The sequence below is a fragment of the Microbacterium sp. Root322 genome, from assembly GCF_001425645.1.
Classification (GTDB): Bacteria; Actinomycetota; Actinomycetes; order Actinomycetales; family Microbacteriaceae; genus Microbacterium; species Microbacterium maritypicum.
This window is the reverse complement of the sequence record NZ_LMCS01000002.1, coordinates 343220-361974: the sequence shown is the minus strand read 5'-3', so window position 1 is coordinate 361974 and position 18755 is coordinate 343220. Positions and strand designations below refer to the sequence as shown.

Sequence of the window (18755 nt, the reverse complement as noted above, 5' to 3'; positions counted from 1 at the left end):
CCACATGAGCATCGATCTGACCCAGCGACTGAAGGACCGCGTCGCCATCATCACCGGTGGCGCGAGCGGCATCGGGTTCGCCACCGCCCAGCGGTTCGCCGCGGAGGGCGCCTTCGTCGTGATCGCCGACGTCGATCCGACGACCGGAGAGGCGGCGGCCGCCGCGGTGGGCGGGGCGTTCCGTCCGGTCGACGTCGCCGACGAGGCCAAGGTCGACGCGCTGTTCGACGGCGTCGCCGAGGAGTTCGGCCGCATCGACATCGCCTTCAACAACGCGGGCATCTCGCCGGCCGACGACGACTCCATCGAGACGACCGAGCTCCCGGCCTGGGACCGGGTGCAGGACGTGAACCTCAAGAGCGTGTACCTGTGCAGCCGTGCGGCGCTGCGCCACATGGTGCCTGCGGGGCGCGGCTCCATCATCAACACCGCGTCGTTCGTCGCGCTGCTCGGATCGGCGACCTCGCAGATCAGCTACACCGCGTCGAAGGGCGGCGTGCTGGCGATGTCCCGTGAGCTCGGGGTGCAGTTCGCGCGTCAGGGGGTGCGGGTCAACGCGCTGTGCCCCGGACCGGTGAACACCCCGCTGCTGCAGGAGCTGTTCGCCAAGGACCCGGAACGCGCGCAGCGCCGCCTCGTCCACGTGCCGATGGGCCGCTTCGCCGAGCCTGCGGAACTCGCGGCGGCCGTGGCTTTCCTGGCCTCGGATGACTCGTCGTTCATCACCGCGAGCGCCTTCGTCGTCGACGGCGGGATCACGAACGCCTACGTCACCCCGCTGTGAGCGACCCTCACCTCGCTGTGACAGGGTGAAGGCATGAGCGAGCACCCCCACGACGGCGACCTCGTCGAGGTTCGCAAAGCGGTCTACCGACCGCTGCGGCGCGGCAACGCCCTCGAGGACACGGTCGCCCGCCTCGTGCAGACGATCCGGCTCGGCGTAGTCGCTCCGGGGGAGTCGCTGCCGCCGGAGCGCGAGCTCGCCGCGTCGTTCGGGGTGAGCCGGGACACCGTGCGCGAGGCGATCCGCGAACTGGCGGACACCGGCTACCTGCTGCCGCGGCGCGGGCGGTACGGGGGGACGTTCGTCGCCGACCCGTTGCCGCACCCGACCACGTCGGGGACGGTGACGCCCGAGGAGATCGACGACGTCCTCGGACTGCGCCGCGTGCTCGAGACCGGGGCCGTGCGCGCCGCGGCGAGTCGATCGCTCGACGCCTCGACCCGCGCCGACCTGTGGGCGCGACATGAAGCGGCGCTGCCGGCCGGGCCGGAGGAGTATCGGCGACTGGACACGCTGCTCCACCTGGCGATCGCCGAGGCCGCAGGCATCCCGTCGCTCGTCGCGCTCGTCGCCGAGAACAGAGCCGATGTCAACGTGTGGCTCGATACGTTCCCGCTGATGCCGCGCAACATCCAGCACTCGGGCGAGCAGCACGAGAGCATCGTCACCGCGATCCTCGCCGGGCGCCCGGATGCGGCAGAGGCGGCGATGCGCGACCACCTCGCCGGCTCCGAGGCGCTGCTGCGCGGCTTCCTCATCTGATCAGCGCTAAATCTGATCAGCGCTAATCGGTCGCTTTTTTGAGAGTTCGCAACGGATACAGTTGCGAACGGATCAAGAGACTTCCGATTTCGCTATACCTGGCGCCTTTCCTATGACAGACTCGCGACAAGCGAATCTCAATGGGGAGGCTCCATGCCCGACACCACCCGAACGTCGACGGCGACACTCGACGCACCCGCCACCACCGGTGCGGTCCGCATCGACGGCGTCACCAAGCGCTACGGTGCTGCCACCGCCGTCGACGACCTGAGTCTGGATGTGCAGCCGGGGGAGTTCCTCTCTCTCCTCGGGCCCTCCGGCTGCGGCAAGACGACGACTCTGCGCATGATCGCGGGCTTCGAGTTCCCGGACGCCGGCGACATCCTCATCTCCGGTCGCAGCGTCCTGAACCTCCCGCCCTATCGGCGCGAGGTCAACACCGTCTTCCAGGCGTATGCCCTCTTCCCGCATCTGACGGTCGCCGAGAACGTCGCGTACGGGCTGCAGCAGCGGCGCGTGCCGAAAGCCGAGCAGCGCGAGCGCGTGAGCGAAGCGCTCGACATGGTGCAGCTGCGGGCGTTCGCCGACCGCAAGCCGACGCAGCTCTCCGGAGGGCAGCAACAGCGCATCGCCCTGTCGCGGGCGCTCATCAACAGGCCGAGCGTCCTCCTGCTGGACGAGCCGCTGGCAGCGCTGGACCGGCAGCTGCGCGAAGAGATGCAGCTCGAGCTGAAGCTGCTGCAGGCACGGCTCGGCACGACCTTCGTGTTCGTCACGCACGATCAGGCCGAGGCGCTGTCGATGAGCGATCGGATCGCCGTGATGCGTGCGGGGCGGATCGAGCAGCTCGACGCACCGGCCGCCATCTACGCGGAGCCCGCCTCGGCGTACGTCGCCTCCTTCATCGGGCAGCAGAACTTCGTGCACGGCACCGTGCGCGCAGACGGGAACGCGGTCGACACCGCCATCGGGGCGATCTCCGGTCGGTGGGGTGGCGAGCGTGTCGCCGCAGGACAACCGGCCGTCGCCGCGATCCGGCCGGAGTACATCCGTCTGGAGCAGGGGGAGGGCGCCGGAGTCCCCGGACGTGTGCTGGGGGTCTCCCACCTCGGCGAGACCCTGCAGGTCGCCGTCCGCATCGGTGAGGACGCCACATTCCTCTCGCGTATGCCCGCACCGACCGCCCCGTCGGTGGGGGTCGACGACGTCGTCCGCTGCGTCTGGAGCCCGGCGGATGCACGGTTGTTCGCCGCCGAGGGCATCCCGACCACCGCGACGCACGTGATCACCCTGCCCAAGGACGGCGGCCGGTGACGGGCGTGCCCCCGGTGCGCGTGCTGGCGCATCGGAGCGCTGCGCGGGTGATCCGAACGGAGCTGACCCGGCGCGGCTTCCTCGCCACCGCGATCATGGCGGGAGGGGCGGTCGTGCTCAGCGCATGCGCGCCGGGGCAGAACGCCGCGGCGGTGCACGCCAAGGGCGGCCCCCTCGAGGACAAGCTCTCCATCTACAGCTGGGGCGACTACGACGCCCCGGAGGTGCTCGAGCAGTTCACCGCGGAGAACGGCCCGCGCATCGTGCTCGACGCCTTCAACTCGAACGAGGAGCTGATCGCCAAGCTCGTCGCGGCGCGCGGCACCTCGGGATACGACATCGTCGTACCGACCGGAGTCTTCGTCGGGCCGATGGCCGAGAACGGACTCCTGCAGAAGTTCAACCTCGACCTGCTCCCGAACATGAAGCACGTGGCGCCCGAGTTCCGCGGGCGCTCGTGGGACCCCGGCAACGAGTACTCGGTGTGCAAGGCCTGGGGGACCACGGGCTTCGTCTACGACAAGAGGGTGATCTCGCGAGAGCTCACGACCTGGAACGACTTCATCGACGCCGCGCAGAACGAGGCCTCCGGTTCGACCTCGGTGCTCGACGACCCGGCGCCGCTGCTGGGCATCTACTTCTGGGCGAACGGCATCGACTGGACGACCACGGATCCCGACGACCTCGACGCCGTCGAGAAGTTCCTGGTGAAGGATCTCGCGCCGCACGTCTCGGCGTTCGATTCGTATCCCGGCGGTTCCTCGATTCCCCAGGCCTCGCACGCGCTGCTGCAGTCCTACAACGGAGACGCGCGGCTCGGCATCTTCGAGTCCGACGACCCCGACCGCTGGCAGTGGGTGCTGGGGAGCCCGGCGACCGAGCTGTGGATGGACAACTGGGCGATCGCCGCCGGTGCTCCGCACCCCGAGGCCGCGCACGCGTTCATCGACTTCGTGCTGCAGCCCGATGTGCAGCTCGCGCAGGTGGACTACATCGGCTACGACACCGGGATCAGCGGCATCCGCGAAGAGGCGGAGGCCGCGGGTCTCGAACGACTCGACATGGTGTTCTTCGACGAGAAGCAGGTGGAGACCATGCACGAGGGCAAGCTCACCGATGCGCAGGACCGCGTCGTCTCGATCTGGAACTCGATGAAGGCGGCCGCCGGTGCCTAAACTCAAGTTCGGTCTCGCCATCCCCGCGTGGGCCTGGCTGCTCATCTTCTTCGTCGCCCCGATCTTCATGGTCGTGGTGTTCAGCTTCGGCTACAAGCCGAGCATCTTCGCCACGCACGCGCTGGACCACCTCTCCTTCGATCGCTACCTCGAGGCGCTCTCTCCGACGTTCTTCAGCACCTTCCTGAACACGCTGTGGATCGGCATCCTCGGCACCGCGCTGTGCCTGGTGATCGGCGGCCCCGTCGCGTACTGGATCGCGGTGAAGGCCCCGCCGTCGAAGCGCGGGCTGCTGCTCGCGCTGGTGATGGTGCCGTTCTGGACGAACTTCCTCGTGCGCACCATCGGCTGGCAGGTGATCCTCGCCCCTGAGGGGTGGCTCTCCCAGCTGCTGCAGGGCATCGGGGTCATCCCCGGCCCGCTCGATCTGCTGTACTCGCGCGGGGCCGTGCTGCTCGGCGTCGTCTACAACTATCTGCCGCTGATGATCCTGCCCCTGTTCGTGGCGTTCGACCGGGTGTCCGGCCCGCTGCGAGAGGCGAGCAAGGATCTCGGTGCGAACAGCATCACCACCTTCCTCCGGGTGACCGTGCCGCTGGCCAGGCCCGGCATCATCGCCGGTGTGCTCCTCGTCTACATCCCCTTGATGGGCGACTACATCACCGCCACCGTGCTCGGAGGAGCGAAGGGCAACATGATCGGGCAGGTGGTGGCGAGTCAATTCCAGACCGCCCAGAACTGGGCGCTGGGCTCGGCGATGGCCGTGCTGCTGATCATCGTCATCATGATCTCGATCGCGGTCGCTGCCGGTCTGCTCTGGCTCGTGACGCTGCCGCTCCGACAACGCCACCGCCTCGTCCTGGGGGAGGGATCATGACCGATACGAAGACCACCGCGCCGACGCCGCGCGCGCGCCGCGGAGCCGGACGCTTCGTGCTCCCGATCTGGGCGGCACTGGTGTTCCTGTTCCTGTTCCTGCCGATCCTCGTGATCATCGTGTACTCGTTCAACGTCGGCCGTCTGCTGGTGTCGTGGGACCACTTCGGGTTCGACTCCTTCCTCGCGATCGTGAACAAACCGGCGATCCGCGACGCCGTGCTCGTGTCGATGCGCACCGGTCTGCTGGCCGCCCTGCTCGCGACAGCACTGGGCACCCTCGCCGGCATCGCGATGGCCCGCAACCCCGGCAAGTGGGTGTGGTGGTTCCTCGGACTCCTGCTGCTCGTGTCGGTCACCCCCGAGATCGTGGATGCCGTCGCGCTGCTGCCGTGGCTCGTCTTCCTCGGACAGGACGCGGGCATCGGCATCTTCAACGACGGCACCATGCGGCTCGTCGTCGGACAGTCGCTGTTCTCGATCGCCATCGTGTCGTACATCGTGCGGGCCCGCCTGGTGGGACTCGACGCCCGCCTGGAAGAGGCCTCGGCCGACCTCTACGCTCCGCCCGTGCGCACCTTCTTCAAGGTCACGCTCCCGCTCGCGATGCCCGCGGTGCTCGCCGGATTCCTGCTGTCGTTCACGCTGAGCCTCGACAACACGGTCGTGTCGGCATTCGTGCAGGTCTCGGGAACCACGCCGTGGCCGGTGTACGTGCTCAGCGCGCTGCGCAGCGGCCTGCGTCCTGAGATCGCCGCGGTGTCGACGATCATGCTGGTGCTCACGCTGTTCGCTCTCGCGCTGGTGGCGGTGGTGCTCAAGAGAGCGGGCGACTCGGCGACCGAGATCGCCCGCACGATGGCCGGGGGATGACAGTGACGTATGCAGATCTGGTGTTCACCGGCGGCGTGCGGGGAGGACGGGTGTTCCTCTCGGATGCCGCGCGTTCCACCGCGCACGCCGTGGCGGTCACCGCCGGTCGCATCAGCGCGGTGGGGCACGACGTCTCGGCGCTGATCGGACCGGACACCGAGGTCGTAGACCTCGACGGCGGGCTGCTGGTTCCCGGGTTCCAGGACGCGCACGTGCACCCGGTCTGGGGCGGGCTCGACATGCTGCGCTGCGACCTGTCGGCGCTGGCGACGCGGGAGGAGTACCTGGCGCGGATCGCGGAGTACGCGGCGGAGCATCCGGACGACGAGTGGATCCTCGGCGGCGGCTGGCAGATGTCGGCGTTCCCCGGCGGCACACCGACCGCGGCCGACCTGGACTCCGTGCTGCCCGATCGCCCCGCGTTCCTGCCCAACCGCGACGGACACGGGGCCTGGGTCAATTCCCGGGCACTGGCGCTCGCCGGCATCACCCGCGACACCGCAGATCCTGCCGACGGTCGGATCGAACGCGACGCCGGCGGCGCCCCGAGCGGCACGCTGCACGAGGGCGCGATGGGTCTGGTCAACCGGCTCCTCCCGGTCGAGGTGCCGGAGCGACTCGTGGAGGCGCTCCTGCAGGGGCAGCGGCACCTGCACTCGTACGGTGTCACCGCCTGGCAGGATGCGATCGTCGGCACCGAGTACGGCGACGCGGGCGACCCGCTCCCTGCGTATCTGACGGCCGCGGCCTCCGGCGCCCTCACCGGCCGTGTCGTCGGTTCCCTGTGGTGGGACCGTTCGCGCGGACTGGAGCAGATCGACGACATCGTCGCCCGTCGCGACGCCGGCACGGTCGGCCGCTTCCGGGCCCGCAGCGTGAAGATCATGCAAGACGGCGTCGCCGAGAACTTCACCGCGGCGATGCTCGAGCCCTACTGCGACGGCCATGGGCATCCACGCGAGGACTCCGGGATCTCGTTCGTCGAACCGGAGCTGCTCAAAGAGGCCGCGACCCGGCTCGATGCCCTGGGCTTCACGCTGCACTTCCATGCGATCGGCGACCGCGCCGTGCGGGAGTGCCTGGATGCGGTCGAGGCCGCGCTCGTGCACAACGGGCCGCGCGGCAACAGGCATCACATCTCCCACATCCAGGTCGTGCACCCCGACGACATCCCGCGGTTCCGGGCGCTCGACGTCACCGCCAACATGCAGATGCTGTGGGCGACGCTCGAGCCGCAGATGGTCGACCTCACCATCCCGTTCCTCGGAGAGCAGCGCAGCACCTGGCAGTATCCGTTCGGCGACCTGCTGCGCTCCGGCGCCGCGCTCGCCGCGGGCAGCGACTGGTCGGTGAGCACGCCCAACCCGCTCGCCGCTATCCACGTGGCCGTCAACCGCCGCTCCGCGCCGACCGAGTGGGAGGGCGACTACGAGGCGTTCCTGCCCGAGCAGGCGATCGACCTCGCCACCGCGCTCGTCGCGTACACCGCCGGCTCCGCACGCGTGAACCATCTCGACGACACCGGCACGATCGCGGTGGGCATGCGGGCGGACCTCGCCCTGCTCGACCGGGATCCGTTCGAGCATCCGGCGGAGGAGATCGGTCTGACCGAGGTGCGCGGCACCTGGGTCGAGGGGGAGCGGGTGTTCGACTCCGCGGGATGAGCCGCAGGAGGAGCCCGCACACACACGAAGCCCCTGCGACCTCGCGTCGCCGGGGCTTCGTCTGTGCGTGTGCGCGTGTCAGCCGGCGGCGGCCTCGTCGGCCACGGAGAGCGCGTCGTCGAGCGCGGCGAGTCCGCGCACCAGGTCGTCCTCGCTGATCACCAGCGGCGGCGCCACGTGCATGCGGTTGAAGTGCGTGAACGGCCAGACCCCGCCCTTCTTGGCGGCCGCGGCGAAGGCTCCCATCGGGGCGGCGTCGGCACCCGAGGCGTTGAACGGCACGAGGGGCTCGCGCGTCTGCGTGTCGCGCACCAGCTCGACCGCCCAGAACAGCCCGAGGCCGCGCACGTCGCCGACGCTCGGGTGCTTCTCGGCCCAGGAGCGCACCGTCGGCTCGACGATTCGCGTGCCGAGGTCGCGCACGCGCTCCAGGATGCCGTCACGGCGGAACACCTCGAACGTCGCCACACCCGCCGCACACGCCAGCGGGTGACCGGAATAGGTCAGTCCGCCGGCGAACGGCATCGTGTCGAAGGCGCTCGCGATGCGGTCGGAGATCACCACGCCGCCGAGGGGCACGTATCCGGAGTTCACACCCTTCGCGAACGTGATCAGGTCAGGGCTCGCGTCGAACGCGTCGATGCCGAACCACTCGCCCAGGCGACCGAAGCCGACCATGACCTCGTCGGCGATGTAGACGATGCCGTAGCGGTCGCACAGCGCGCGCACGCCCTGCAGGTAGCCCGGCGGCGGCACGAGCACGCCGTTCGTGCCGACCACGGTCTCGATGATGATCGCCGCGATCGTCTGCGGTCCCTCGAGCTGGATCGTCTGCTCCAGATGGGCGAGCGCTCGCTCCGACTCCTGCTCCGGGGTCTCGGCGTGGAACGGCGAGCGGTACAGGTAGGGCCCGAAGAAGCGCACGGCCCCGGAATCGACGGTGTCGTTGGCCCAGCGCCGGGGGTCGCCGGTGAGCGAGATCGCGGTCGAGGTGGAGCCGTGGTAGCTGCGGTACATCGAGAGCACCTTGCGGCGGCCGGTGAACTGGCGGGCCATGCGCACTGCGTACTCGTTGGCTTCGGCGCCGCCGTTCGTGAAGAAGACCTTCTCGAGTCCCTCCGGGGCGACCTCGGCGATCAGGCGCGCGAGCTCCCCGCGCACGTCGTTCGCGATCGAGGGCTGGATCGTCGCGAGACGCCCCGCCTGCTGCTGGATCGCGGCGACCAGGTCGGGATGCTGGTGCCCGAGGTTGAGGTTCACGAGCTGGCTGGAGAAGTCGAGGTACGCGTTGCCCTGGTAGTCCCAGAACGTCGAGCCCTCGCCCGTCGCGACGGGCATCGGGTCGATCATGCCCTGCGCGCTCCAGGAGTGGAACACGTGGCCGCGGTCGTCGGCACGCACCTGCGCCTCGGCCGCGGGGGCGGGGAGCGGGTGCGAGACGCCGTGGCGGTCGGTGAAGTTCGTCATCGTGGTCGCTCCTGTCAGTGGTTGCTCGGGAAGCCGAGGTCGATCTGCGACGGGGTGTGGTCGGGCCAGCGGGTCGTGACGACCTTGGAGCGCGTGTAGAAGTGCACCGACTCGGGGCCGTAGATATGGGAGTCGCCGAACAGCGAGTCCTTCCATCCGCCGAACGAGTAGGCGCCGATCGGTACCGGGATCGGTACGTTGACCCCGACCATGCCGACCTCGATGTCGAACTCGTACTGGCGGGCGGTGCCGCCGTCCCGCGTGAAGATCGCGGTGCCGTTGCCGTAGGCGTTCGCGTTCACGAGGGCCACCGCCTCAGCGTAGGTCTCGACGCGCACGACCGACAGCACCGGGCCGAAGATCTCGTCGTCGTAGACCTTCATGCCGGGGGCGACCTGGTCGATCAGGCTGACGCCGAGGAAGAAGCCCTCGGAGTCGAACTGCTTCTGCGTGCCGTCGACGACGACCGTCGCGCCCTCGGCCTCGGCGCCGGTGACATAGGAGGCGACCTTGTCGCGGTGCTCGCGGGTGATGAGCGGACCCATCTCGCTTTCGGCATCCGTGCCGGCGCCGATCTTCAGCCCGTCGATGCGCGAGGCGATGGCGGAGACCAGGTCATCGGCGATGTCGCCCACCGCGACCAGCACCGAGACGGCCATGCAGCGCTCGCCGGCGGAGCCGTAGGCGGCGGAGACCGCGGCGTCTGCGGCCGCATCGATGTCGGCGTCGGGCATGACGACCATGTGGTTCTTGGCGCCGCCGAGGGCCTGCACGCGCTTGCCGGCGGACGAGGCGCGCTGGTAGATCGAGCGGGCGATCGGGGTGGAGCCGACGAAGCTGACGGCGTCGACCCTGGAGGAGTCGAGGATCGCGTCCACGGCCTCCTTGTCGCCGTGGACGACGTTGAGCACGCCGTCGGGGAGACCGGCCTCGGTGAAGAGCTTCGCGAGCCACACCGCGGCGGACGGGTCCTTCTCGCTCGGCTTGAGCACGACCGTGTTGCCGCAGGCGATGGCCGAGGCCACCATCCACAGCGGCACCATCACGGGGAAGTTGAACGGGGTGATCGCGGCGACGACGCCGACCGGCTGCTTGACCGAGTGCACGTCGACACCGCGCGAGACCTGCTCGCTGCGCTCGCCCTTGAGAAGGTGCACGAGTCCGGCCGCGAACTCGACGTTCTCGATGCCGCGCGACACCTCGCCGGCGGCATCCGAGAGCACCTTGCCGTGCTCGGAGGTGACGATCGCGGCCAGCTCGGGCGTGCGCTCCTTCAACAGCTGGCGAAGGCGGAAGAACACGTCGGCGCGTTTGATCAGGCTCGTCTCGCGCCAGGCCGGCAGGGCGGCCGCAGCCGCGGCGATCGCGGTCTCCACCTCGGCCGCCGATGCGAAGGCGACCTGCTTGGACACCTGACCCGTTGCGGGGTCGAAGATCTGACCGGTGCGGGCCGCTTCGGCGGTCTCCGTGCCGTTGATGACGTGACGGACGATGTCCACGATGTTCCTCCGAGGGCTGAAGAGTGCGGGGCTCGAACACTCTGACCGGTGTTCGATAGGCTTGTGCTCCTCAATGATCACAGAGCGAGGGAGCTGATCGTGATGTCAGAACGTCAGGACTTCCGCTTCATCCGGACAGATCGTCCGACACGCGGTGACGCACTCCTCACGGTCGCCGATGTGCTCGCAGAGCCCGTGCTGCAGGCGGGCGCTCCCGAGCTGATCGTCGGCGGCAGTGCGCTCGATGCCGCCGTGCGCTGGGTGCACGTGTCCGACAGCGCCGGTGTCGCCCGTCTGCTCGACGGCGGGGAACTCCTGCTCAGCACCGGGGCCGGCTGGCCGACCGCTGCGGCGGAGCTGCGTGCTTTCGCCCAGGGACTGCACCAGGCCGGGGTCGCGGGCATCGTGGTCGAGCTCGGCTCCGGCCAGGCGCGCATCCCGGATGCCGTCGTCGAGGTGTGCGCGGAGCGCGGGCTCGCGCTGATCGCACTGACCAGCGAGGTCAAGTTCGTCGCCGTCACCGAGACCGTGCACCGCGCGCTGATCGCCGCGCAGACCATGGCGCTGCGCGAACGCCAGCACCTGCACGAACTCTTCACGGCGCTGAGCCTGCGGGGAGCCCCGGCCGATGTCGTCGTCGCCGAGACGGCGCGGGCGCTCGGCGCACCCGTCGTGCTGGAGAACCTGGCGCGCGAGGTGATCGCGCACGAGACCCTGCGGATGCCGGTGGCCCAGGCACTGGGAATGCTGCGCTCCGCCGACCGCGTGCCGGTGCAGGCGCGCGGCGTGCGGTGGGGGACCCTGCTCGCGCTCCCCGGACCCGCGCATCCGGCCGGCCGGCTCACCGTGCTCGAACAGGGGGCCACGGCCCTCGCCTTCGGGTGCCTCGCGGACGGCGGTGATTCCGAGTGGTCGCTGCTGGCACAGCGCGGCCTCATCGACGACCTGCTCGGCGCGCGGTTCGCGAGTCCGGATGACATCGAGGCCCGCCTCGCGACCAGCGGCTTCCTGCTCGCCGGGCGGCACTGCCACGGCATCGTGGCACGTGGCACGGAACCTGCGGTGCACCTTGCGCACCGCGCGGCGCAGCTCGGGGTCGCGGTGGTCGCCGCGCGGGTGGGTGACGACGATGTCGCACTGCTGTCGCTGCCGGCATCCGTTCCGCTGTCGGATGCGCTCGTCGCGAGCCTCGTCGGTCCTGACCGCACGGTCTTCGTCGGACCCCCTGCGGACGACGTGCTGGGTCTGCTCGCCTCGCTGCGGGCCGCGCGCGATCTGGCGGCCAGCGACCGTTCGGATGGCGGTCCGCGCGTGCGGCGCGTGGACGACCGTCCGCTCGAGCGCTTCGTCGCGTCGTTGCGCGACGACCATCGCCTGCTCGCACACAGCGAACGGATGCTGGCGCCGCTCGTGACGCACGACCGCGAGCGCCGTGGCGACCTGCTCGATGTGCTGGCGGCGCTCGTGGCACACCCCGGCAACCGCTCGGCCGCCGCAGCCGCGAGCCACCTCTCACGCTCCGTCTTCTACCAGCGCCTCACGCTGATCGGCGACCTGCTCGATGTGGATCTCGACGACGGGGAGACCCTCGCCGCACTCCACCTCGCGCTGCTGGCGAAGCGGAGCGCGGCGCCGGTCGTGTGACCTCCGCGCCGCGCAGTGCCGTGTCCGCGACGGTCAGAGGACCGACTGCGCGCGCGTGAGCACATCCCGCAGGATCTGCTCGATCTCGCGGAACTCCGAAGGCCCGACGGTGAGCGGCGGCGCGAGCTGGATCACGGGGTCGCCGCGGTCATCCGCACGGCAGTACAGACCGGCTTCGAACAGGGCGGGGGAGAGGAAGCCGCGCAGCAGCCGCTCCGACTCGGCGTCGTCGAAGGTCTCCTTGGTCGCCTTGTCCTTCACGAGCTCGATGCCGAAGAAGTATCCGTCGCCGCGCACATCGCCGACCAGCGGCAGATCGAGCAGCTTCTCGAGCTCGGAGCGGAACAGCGGAGAGTTCTCACGCACGTGCGCGTTCAACCCCTCCTCGTCGAAGATCGCGAGGTTCTCCAGCGCGACCGCGGCCGAGACCGGGTGTCCGCCGAAGGTGTAGCCGTGCGGGAAGGACATGTCGCCCTTCGAGAAGGGCTCGTAGATGCGGTCGCTGATGATCGTCGCCCCGATGGGGGAGTAGCCGCTCGTCATGCCCTTGGCGCACGTGATCATGTCGGGCACGTAGCCCAGGCCCGTGCACGCGAACGTGTGTCCGAGGCGGCCGAAGGCGCAGATGACCTCGTCCGAGACGAGCAGCACGTCGTGGCGGTCGCAGATCTCGCGCACGCGGGCGAAGTAGCCGGGAGGGGGCGGGAAGCATCCGCCGGAGTTCTGCACGGGCTCGAGGAAGACCGCGGCCACGGTGTCGGCCCCTTCGAAGAGGATCATCTCCTCGATGCGGTCGGCCGCCCACCGCCCGAAGGCCTCGAGGTCATCGGCGGGCCCGCCCATCTCGGCCGCGCGGTAGAAGTTGGTGTTCGGCACGCGGAAGCCGCCGGGGGTGACCGGTTCGAACATCGACTTCATAGCCGGGATGCCGGTGATCGCCAGAGCGCCCTGCGGGGTGCCGTGGTACGCCACCGCGCGCGAGATGACCTTGTGCTTGGCGGGCTTTCCCTGCAGCTTCCAGTAGTGCTTGGCGAGCTTGAAGGCGGTCTCGACCGCCTCGCCGCCACCGGTGGAGAAGAAGACCTTGTTCAGGTCGCCGGGTGCCTCGTCCGCGAGGCGGTCGGCCAGTTCGATCGCCGCCGGGTGCGCATACGACCACAGCGGGAAGAATGCCAGCTCGGACGCCTGTGCCGCCGCGGCCTCTGCCAGTCGTCGCCGACCGTGGCCGGCGTTCACGACGAAGAGTCCGGCGAGGCCGTCGAAGTACTCCTTGCCCTTGGCGTCCCAGATCCGATGACCCTCGCCCTTGACGATGATGGGCACACCAGACTCGGCCATCGTGGACTGCCGGGTGAAGTGCATCCAGAGATGATCCTTCGCCATCGTCTGCAGCTCGGATTCCGACGGGATGGTGCGTGCGATGCTCATCTGGTCCCCCAGTTGTAGAGCTGCTTCTGCAGCTTGGCGTATATGAAGGTTTCGGTGGAGAGAACGCCCTCGATCGGGCGGATGACGTCGTTGATCAGTGCGAGCAGGTCGTCATCGTCCTCGCAGACCACCTCGGCGAGGACGTCGAAGGAGCCGACCGTGATGACGACGTAGTCCACGGCGTCGATCGCGGCGATCGCCTCGGCGACGCGGCGGGCATCGCCGGACACGCGCACGCCGATCATGGCCTGGCGATGGAAGCCCAGCTGCATCGGGTCGGTGACGGCGACGATCTGCATGACACCGGACTCGGTCAGCCGCTGCACCCTCTGGCGCACGGCCGCCTCGCTCATCCCTACGGTGCGGCCGATCTCGGAGTAGGAACGACGGCCGTCCTCTTGGAGCAGCTCGACGATCGTCTTCGAGACCGCATCGAGGGAAGGGTGCTTCTTCGCCGGACTCATGGTGCGATCCTCGCACTCCACGATGCTCTCGGCAACCGATTTCGCAGAATATGGCTATTCGTCCAGCGGAATCGGCAGAAAAACTCAGCTTTCGAGAGGGCCCAACCACGCGCTCGCCGCGGTGGCGTGCGCGGATTCGGGGTCGGAGGGGTGGAACGCCCCGGCCAGCACGTCGCGGTAGAGGCGGGAGAGCTCGTTGGCGGAGAAGTACGACCCGCCGCCGGCGACGAGCATCGCCTCGTCGACGACATGCTTGGCCATCGTGATCGCGCGGTGCTTGACGCCGGAGAGCTGCGGGAACCACCGCGCGCCGTGATCGACACGGTCGTCCACATCGCGTGCGAGCGCGGCGATCTGCGGCGGCAGCGCGTCGTAGGCGATCGCCATGTCGGCGATGCGCCAGCGGATGTCGGGATCCTGGCTGTAGGCGAGACCCGTCTTCTTCGAGTGCCGCTTCTGCGCCGTCGTGACGGCGAGTTCCAGTGCTCGGCGGGCGATGCCTGTGTAGACGGACGCGAGCAGGATCTCGAAGACCGAGAAGATGCCGAACACGATGGGGTCGGGGCTGGGGCCCGGGTCGATACGGCGCACCACGTGCGCAGCATCGGCGACGGCGCCGTTCAGCCGCGTGGTGCGACTCTGCGTGCCGCGCATGCCGAGGGTGTCCCAGTCGTCGGAGGTGGTGACCGCATCCGTCCGCTCGATGAAGGCGAACACGAGCTGGGGCGCGTCGGGGCTCGTGGTGTCGAGCCCGTGCAGGCCCAGTCGCGTCCACACCGGGGCGAGGGAGGTGAAGATCTTGGTGCCGGTGAAGGAGTATCCGCCGTCGCCATCGGGCACGGCTGCGGTGTCGCTGCCGAACAGCACCAGGTCGTTGCCGCCCTCGCTGATGCCGAACGCGAAGACCTCGCCCGCCACCGCGCCATCCTGCACGAACTCCAGTCCGGGTACGCCGCGGTCGGAGAAGACCTTGGCGACGCCCGTCCACACGAGGTGCATGTTGACGGCCAGGGCGGTCGCCGGTGCGGCACCCGCGAGACGCTGCTGCAGGATCGCGGCTTCGGCGAGTCCGAGTCCGGCGCCCCCGCGCACGGTCGGCACGAGGATCGACAGGTATCCCGCGGCCCGCAGCTCGTCGAGGTCCTGCGCGGGGAAGGTGTTCTCGCGGTCATGGATCGGTGCGCGCTCGCGGATGCGCTCGAGAAGGTCGTCGGGGAGGAATTCCGCGGGATCGAACGTGCTCATGCCAGTGCCTCCAGAAGCTGACGGACGGATTCCTCCGGGCGATCGCGGTGCAGGGAGTGTCCTGCGCCCTCGACGATCGACAGGGAGATCAAGGGGTTCGCGGCGAGGACCTCGTCGGCGAGAGCACCCGTGAAGATGCTGTAGACGGCGGGGTCGGCGCCGATCACGTGCGTGGGCACGCGCAGCCGCGCGGCCTCGGCGCGCACGTCCCAGGGCTGGTTCTGGGCGCTGGTCTGCTCCACGGCCCAGGCGCTCGCGCGCAGGACGGCGTCGACCTTGAGCTCCTGATCCTGCGGATGCCAGTGCGGATGCTCCTGCTGCACGACCTCGAGCCGGGTGTCGGCGAATGCGCGCTCCTGGCTGCGGCGGACGATCGCCGCATCGCGTCCGTCCACGTGGATCGCGGGATCGATGAGCACGAGACGCCGCGTCCATTCCGCAGCGGATGCTGCGGCGACCGTGCTGGCGGCGCCGCCGAGCGAGTGGCCGATGACTGCGTCCCAGGCGCCGCCGCCTTCGGGGAGCGTGACGGCGAGGTCGGCACCGTATGCGGCGACCGAGTAGTCCAGGGAGCGCGGCGCGTCGCCGTGACCTCGCAGATCCACGGCTGTCGCGTGCCATCCCGCATCGGCGAGAGCGTCGCCGAGACGCCACATCAGAGCGCCGGACGACCCGAGGCCGTGAACCAGAAGCGCTCGCCGGGATGCCGACGGGGAGCCCCACGAGATACGGGGCAGAGTGAGCGGTGCGGGCATGGCACCAGCCTACGACCGGGGGAGCGGGGTCGTCCTGGCGGGGGAGCCCGCGGCGTTCAGCTGAGCGTCACCAGCGGCGGAAGGTCGGCAGCGATCGTCAGCACGCGCTCGGCGGCCGCGTGGCCGGCGGACAGGCATGCGGCGAGGTCGGCTCCCTCGAGGATGGCCGCCAGGAATCCGGAGGCGAACGCGTCGCCTGCGCCGACCGGTTCGACGACGTCGACCACCGGGGCGGGGACGAAAACCGGTTCGGCGTCGCCGTCGAAGGCGGTGGCGCCGACGTCGCCGTCCTTGACGACCAGCAGCGCGCAGTTCGGGAGGAACGCGCGGATCTCGGCCGGCGTCGCCGTGCCCCAGATGCGTTCAGCCTCGTCGCGGCCGACGAAGGTGATGTCCGCGGCGTCCGCCAGGCGGGCGAGGGTCTCGGCCGCCTCCTGCGTGCTCCACAGCGGACGACGGTCGTTCACGTCGAACGACACGAGAGCGCCTGCCGCGCGTGCGTCGATGAAGAGCCGATCCACCATCTCACGACACGACGCGGAGAGCGCGGGGGTGATCCCGGTGGTGTGCACGATCCGCACGCCCTGGAGCTGCGCGGTCGTGAGGAATCCCGGCTCCATGCGGGAGGCGGCTGACCCCTGACGGTAGTAGTAGACGGAGGACGACTCCGCTCCCGGATCCTTGAACATGACTCCGGTCGGCGCGGTGGCATCGCGGTCGATCCACAGCTCCACGCCTCGCTGCTCGAGCTCGGTGGCGACGCGGTCGCCGAGGGGGTCAGCGCCCAGACGCGATGCCCAGGCGACGCGATGCCCGGTGGAGGCTGCGCCGGCAGCCACGTTGGACTCCGCGCCGGCGAGACCGATCGTCGCCGCGGCGGCATCGGCCAGCCGGGCGTCCGTCGGGGTGATCAGCGCCATGGTCTCGCCGATGCAGACGATCTCGGGGGCAGAGGTCGAGGAGGAGGAGCTCATGAGGGGGTGACCGCCAGGGGTTCGGTGTCGGGATGCGGGCTCGCGTCGCGGTGACGCAGGTCGGGGAAGGAGCGGACGAAGACGACGGCTACGAGGAGCCCGACCGCGGCGAAGATCGTGGCGGCGAGGTACGCACCGCGCCAGTCGCCGACATCGACCAGGAAGCCGGCGACGGCGGATCCTGCCGCGGCGCCGATGAGCTGACCGGTGCCTGCCCATCCGAACGCCTCAGCGGTCTCGCTGAACTTCACGCTGGCCGAGGTGATGGCGAAGAGCACGGCGAGAGCGGGGGCGATGCCGATGCCGGCGAGGATCAGGGTGCCGCCCAGCCAGAAGACGTTGAGCATGACCATCGTCAGGCCGAGCCCGATCGTCACGATCAGCAGCCGGCGCGCCATGGCCCACGGCCCGATGGGGATGTGTCCGAACGCCAGACCGCCGGCGAGGCTTCCGGCCGAGAACACGGCGAGCACGAGACCGGCGGCGAGGCTTCCGTGCTCGAACGTCGCGACCACGCCGACCTCCACGGCGGCGCAGGCCCCGATCAGGAGGAAGCCGATCACGGTCGCCAGCAGCACGGGCGGCTTGAGCACGACCTTGCCGAGAGCGTTGCGACTGCGTGGGATGCGCACGCGCCCGACCTCGGGGGAGAGGATGAACCACGCTCCGCCGCCGACGAGGATGATCGCCACCAGCAGCAGTCCCTCCGCGGTGCCGACCTGGGTGGAGACGAGCGTGATCACGACGGGGGCCAGCACCCAGATGATCTCCTGCAGCGAGGCGTCGAGGGAGAACAACGGAGTGAGGTTCGACGAGTTCACGAGCTTGGGGTAGATCGTACGGACCGCGGCCTGGACCGGCGGAGTGGAGAGGCCCGCGACCATCCCGAGCGCCATGTACCCCGGTACTTCGAGCGGGAGCAGGGCGAGGCACAGCACCGCCACGACGCATACCGACAGGGTGAGGGTGATCACGCGACGCATGCCCCAGACGCCCATCCACCGGCTGGTGATGGGGCCGGCGATCGCCTGCCCCACACTGGTCGCGGCGAGCACCAGACCGGCAGATCCGTAAGACCCCGTCTGCTGCTCGACATGCAGCAGGATCGCCAGCGACATCATCCCGTTGGGGAAGCGCGCCGTCAGCTGAGCAGCGATCATGCGCGCCACTCCCGGCGTGCGAAGAAGATCCCGATATCCCGCCACCAGACAACGGTACCGGCACCCGGCGGGGAGCGTCGAAGCGGGTACGGATGCGACACGCCGCCGACACGCCGAGAGGGAGTTTCCACAGGTCTCGGAATGTCCGAAGCCCCTCGTATGGTCGCCCCTGTGGACAGATCGCTCACGGGTGCTTCCCAGCCGCGATTTCCTGCGGTTCGAGTGTCCCCGTACGGGGCCTCTGCCTGTGGAAGAAACGGTGGAGAACCTGTGTTGTATCTGTAGAGAACGGTGGATAACTACAAGGATGTAACTACTACCCCTTGTGGTCGCCCCCAATGTCGGTCCCCATATGTAGTATTGAAGTCCCGGCAGGGGTCTACCGGGAAACAGCCTGATGAGAAGCAGGCCAGAGATTTGAGGGGTTACGAAAAAGATGTCGATCACGGTCTACACAAAGCCTTCCTGCGTTCAGTGCAACGCCACCTACCGTGCCCTGGATGCCAAGGGCATCGAGTACGAGATCCTCGACCTGTCGGAAGACCCGACGGCGCTCGAGCAGGTCAAGGCGCTCGGCTACATGCAGGCACCCGTCGTCGTCACCGACGAGGGTCACTGGTCGGGCTTCCGTCCCGACAAGATCGACGAGCTCGCCTCCCGTCTGGCGTGAC

The 18755-nt window shown here is 69.4% G+C and carries 17 protein-coding genes; 9 read left to right on the top strand and 8 right to left on the bottom strand.

What is annotated here, in order from left to right:
- Positions 1-4 precede the first annotated feature (4 nt).
- The 7 genes from ASC55_RS06465 (at position 5) to ASC55_RS06435 (ending at position 7448) form a co-directional block, all read left to right on the top strand.
- Entirely contained in the window at positions 5-784 is a 780-nt protein-coding gene (locus tag ASC55_RS06465) for a 3-oxoacyl-ACP reductase (RefSeq protein ID WP_055865069.1), read from the top strand.
- A 33-nt stretch (positions 785-817) separates the two neighbouring features.
- Positions 818-1546 (top strand): FadR/GntR family transcriptional regulator, encoded by a 729-nt coding sequence (locus ASC55_RS06460; RefSeq protein ID WP_055865065.1) that lies wholly within the window; start codon positions 818-820, stop codon positions 1544-1546.
- Between the two features lie 153 nt (positions 1547-1699).
- Positions 1700-2860: an ABC transporter ATP-binding protein gene (locus tag ASC55_RS06455; RefSeq protein WP_055873811.1), complete on the top strand. Its 1161-nt coding sequence runs from the start codon at positions 1700-1702 to the stop codon at positions 2858-2860.
- Positions 2857-4035 carry a polyamine ABC transporter substrate-binding protein gene (locus ASC55_RS06450; protein WP_055865057.1) on the top strand — a complete coding sequence of 393 codons (1179 nt, stop codon included), beginning with the start codon at positions 2857-2859 and terminating at the stop codon, positions 4033-4035. Before ASC55_RS06455 ends, ASC55_RS06450 begins: the two co-directional genes overlap by 4 nt.
- On the top strand, positions 4028-4912 hold the full coding sequence (locus ASC55_RS06445; protein WP_017828881.1) for an ABC transporter permease: 885 nt from the start codon (positions 4028-4030) through the stop codon (positions 4910-4912). The genes ASC55_RS06450 and ASC55_RS06445 overlap by 8 nt, the downstream gene beginning before the upstream one ends.
- Positions 4909-5784, top strand: a complete 876-nt coding sequence (locus tag ASC55_RS06440; protein WP_200935151.1) for an ABC transporter permease — start codon at positions 4909-4911, stop codon at positions 5782-5784. The genes ASC55_RS06445 and ASC55_RS06440 overlap by 4 nt, the downstream gene beginning before the upstream one ends.
- Complete coding sequence (locus ASC55_RS06435) at positions 5781-7448, top strand: amidohydrolase (RefSeq protein WP_055873809.1); 1668 nt, start codon at positions 5781-5783, stop codon at positions 7446-7448. The genes ASC55_RS06440 and ASC55_RS06435 overlap by 4 nt, the downstream gene beginning before the upstream one ends.
- A gap of 78 nt (positions 7449-7526) precedes the next feature.
- Here the strand turns inward: ASC55_RS06435 and ASC55_RS06430 are convergent, their stop codons facing one another.
- Entirely contained in the window at positions 7527-8915 is a 1389-nt protein-coding gene (locus ASC55_RS06430; RefSeq protein WP_055873800.1) for an aspartate aminotransferase family protein, read from the bottom strand.
- Positions 8916-8929: 14 nt separating this feature from the next.
- Positions 8930-10414, bottom strand: coding sequence for a CoA-acylating methylmalonate-semialdehyde dehydrogenase (locus tag ASC55_RS06425; RefSeq protein ID WP_055865043.1), 1485 nt, complete (start codon positions 10412-10414; stop codon positions 8930-8932).
- Positions 10415-10516: 102 nt separating this feature from the next.
- Between ASC55_RS06425 and ASC55_RS06420 the strand changes: the two genes are divergently transcribed.
- A complete protein-coding gene (locus tag ASC55_RS06420) occupies positions 10517-12058 on the top strand; it encodes a PucR family transcriptional regulator (protein WP_082524337.1) in 1542 nt (513 codons plus the stop codon).
- Positions 12059-12091: 33 nt separating this feature from the next.
- Here the strand turns inward: ASC55_RS06420 and ASC55_RS06415 are convergent, their stop codons facing one another.
- From ASC55_RS06415 to ASC55_RS06390, 6 genes are all read right to left on the bottom strand, one after another.
- Positions 12092-13486: an aspartate aminotransferase family protein gene (locus ASC55_RS06415; protein ID WP_055873797.1), complete on the bottom strand. Its 1395-nt coding sequence runs from the start codon at positions 13484-13486 to the stop codon at positions 12092-12094.
- A complete protein-coding gene (locus ASC55_RS06410; RefSeq protein WP_017828874.1) occupies positions 13483-13950 on the bottom strand; it encodes an Lrp/AsnC family transcriptional regulator in 468 nt (155 codons plus the stop codon). Before ASC55_RS06410 ends, ASC55_RS06415 begins: the two co-directional genes overlap by 4 nt.
- An 84-nt stretch (positions 13951-14034) precedes the next feature.
- The gene (locus tag ASC55_RS06405; RefSeq protein WP_055873793.1) at positions 14035-15195 is read right to left on the bottom strand and encodes an acyl-CoA dehydrogenase family protein; all 1161 of its coding nucleotides are present in this window, start codon (positions 15193-15195) and stop codon (positions 14035-14037) included.
- Complete coding sequence (locus ASC55_RS06400; RefSeq protein ID WP_055873791.1) at positions 15192-15950, bottom strand: alpha/beta fold hydrolase; 759 nt, start codon at positions 15948-15950, stop codon at positions 15192-15194. The genes ASC55_RS06405 and ASC55_RS06400 overlap by 4 nt, the downstream gene beginning before the upstream one ends.
- A gap of 56 nt (positions 15951-16006) precedes the next feature.
- Positions 16007-16924, bottom strand: a complete 918-nt coding sequence (locus tag ASC55_RS06395; RefSeq protein WP_055873786.1) for a sugar kinase — start codon at positions 16922-16924, stop codon at positions 16007-16009.
- A complete protein-coding gene (locus ASC55_RS06390) occupies positions 16921-18084 on the bottom strand; it encodes an MFS transporter (RefSeq protein ID WP_055873783.1) in 1164 nt (387 codons plus the stop codon). Before ASC55_RS06390 ends, ASC55_RS06395 begins: the two co-directional genes overlap by 4 nt.
- Before the next feature lie 436 nt (positions 18085-18520).
- Between ASC55_RS06390 and nrdH the strand changes: the two genes are divergently transcribed.
- On the top strand, positions 18521-18754 hold the full coding sequence (nrdH, locus tag ASC55_RS06385; protein WP_017828869.1) for a glutaredoxin-like protein NrdH: 234 nt from the start codon (positions 18521-18523) through the stop codon (positions 18752-18754).
- Position 18755: the final 1 nt, after the last annotated feature.

Bases quoted from the DNA above. Each gene is read 5' to 3' on its own strand.
- ASC55_RS06415 (WP_055873797.1), bottom strand. From the start codon at position 13,486: ATGAGCATCGCACGCACCATCCCGTCGGAATCCGAGCTGCAGACGATG.
- ASC55_RS06410 (WP_017828874.1), bottom strand. From the start codon at position 13,950: ATGAGTCCGGCGAAGAAGCACCCTTCCCTCGATGCGGTCTCGAAGACG.
- ASC55_RS06400 (WP_055873791.1), bottom strand. From the start codon at position 15,950: ATGCCCGCACCGCTCACTCTGCCCCGTATCTCGTGGGGCTCCCCGTCG.
- ASC55_RS06465 (WP_055865069.1), top strand. From the start codon at position 5: ATGAGCATCGATCTGACCCAGCGACTGAAGGACCGCGTCGCCATCATC.
- ASC55_RS06390 (WP_055873783.1), bottom strand. From the start codon at position 18,084: ATGATCGCTGCTCAGCTGACGGCGCGCTTCCCCAACGGGATGATGTCG.
- ASC55_RS06430 (WP_055873800.1), bottom strand. From the start codon at position 8,915: ATGACGAACTTCACCGACCGCCACGGCGTCTCGCACCCGCTCCCCGCC.
- ASC55_RS06460 (WP_055865065.1), top strand. From the start codon at position 818: ATGAGCGAGCACCCCCACGACGGCGACCTCGTCGAGGTTCGCAAAGCG.
- nrdH (WP_017828869.1), top strand. From the start codon at position 18,521: ATGTCGATCACGGTCTACACAAAGCCTTCCTGCGTTCAGTGCAACGCC.
- ASC55_RS06440 (WP_200935151.1), top strand. From the start codon at position 4,909: ATGACCGATACGAAGACCACCGCGCCGACGCCGCGCGCGCGCCGCGGA.
- ASC55_RS06395 (WP_055873786.1), bottom strand. From the start codon at position 16,924: ATGAGCTCCTCCTCCTCGACCTCTGCCCCCGAGATCGTCTGCATCGGC.
- ASC55_RS06420 (WP_082524337.1), top strand. From the start codon at position 10,517: ATGTCAGAACGTCAGGACTTCCGCTTCATCCGGACAGATCGTCCGACA.
- ASC55_RS06455 (WP_055873811.1), top strand. From the start codon at position 1,700: ATGCCCGACACCACCCGAACGTCGACGGCGACACTCGACGCACCCGCC.
- ASC55_RS06435 (WP_055873809.1), top strand. From the start codon at position 5,781: ATGACAGTGACGTATGCAGATCTGGTGTTCACCGGCGGCGTGCGGGGA.
- ASC55_RS06405 (WP_055873793.1), bottom strand. From the start codon at position 15,195: ATGAGCACGTTCGATCCCGCGGAATTCCTCCCCGACGACCTTCTCGAG.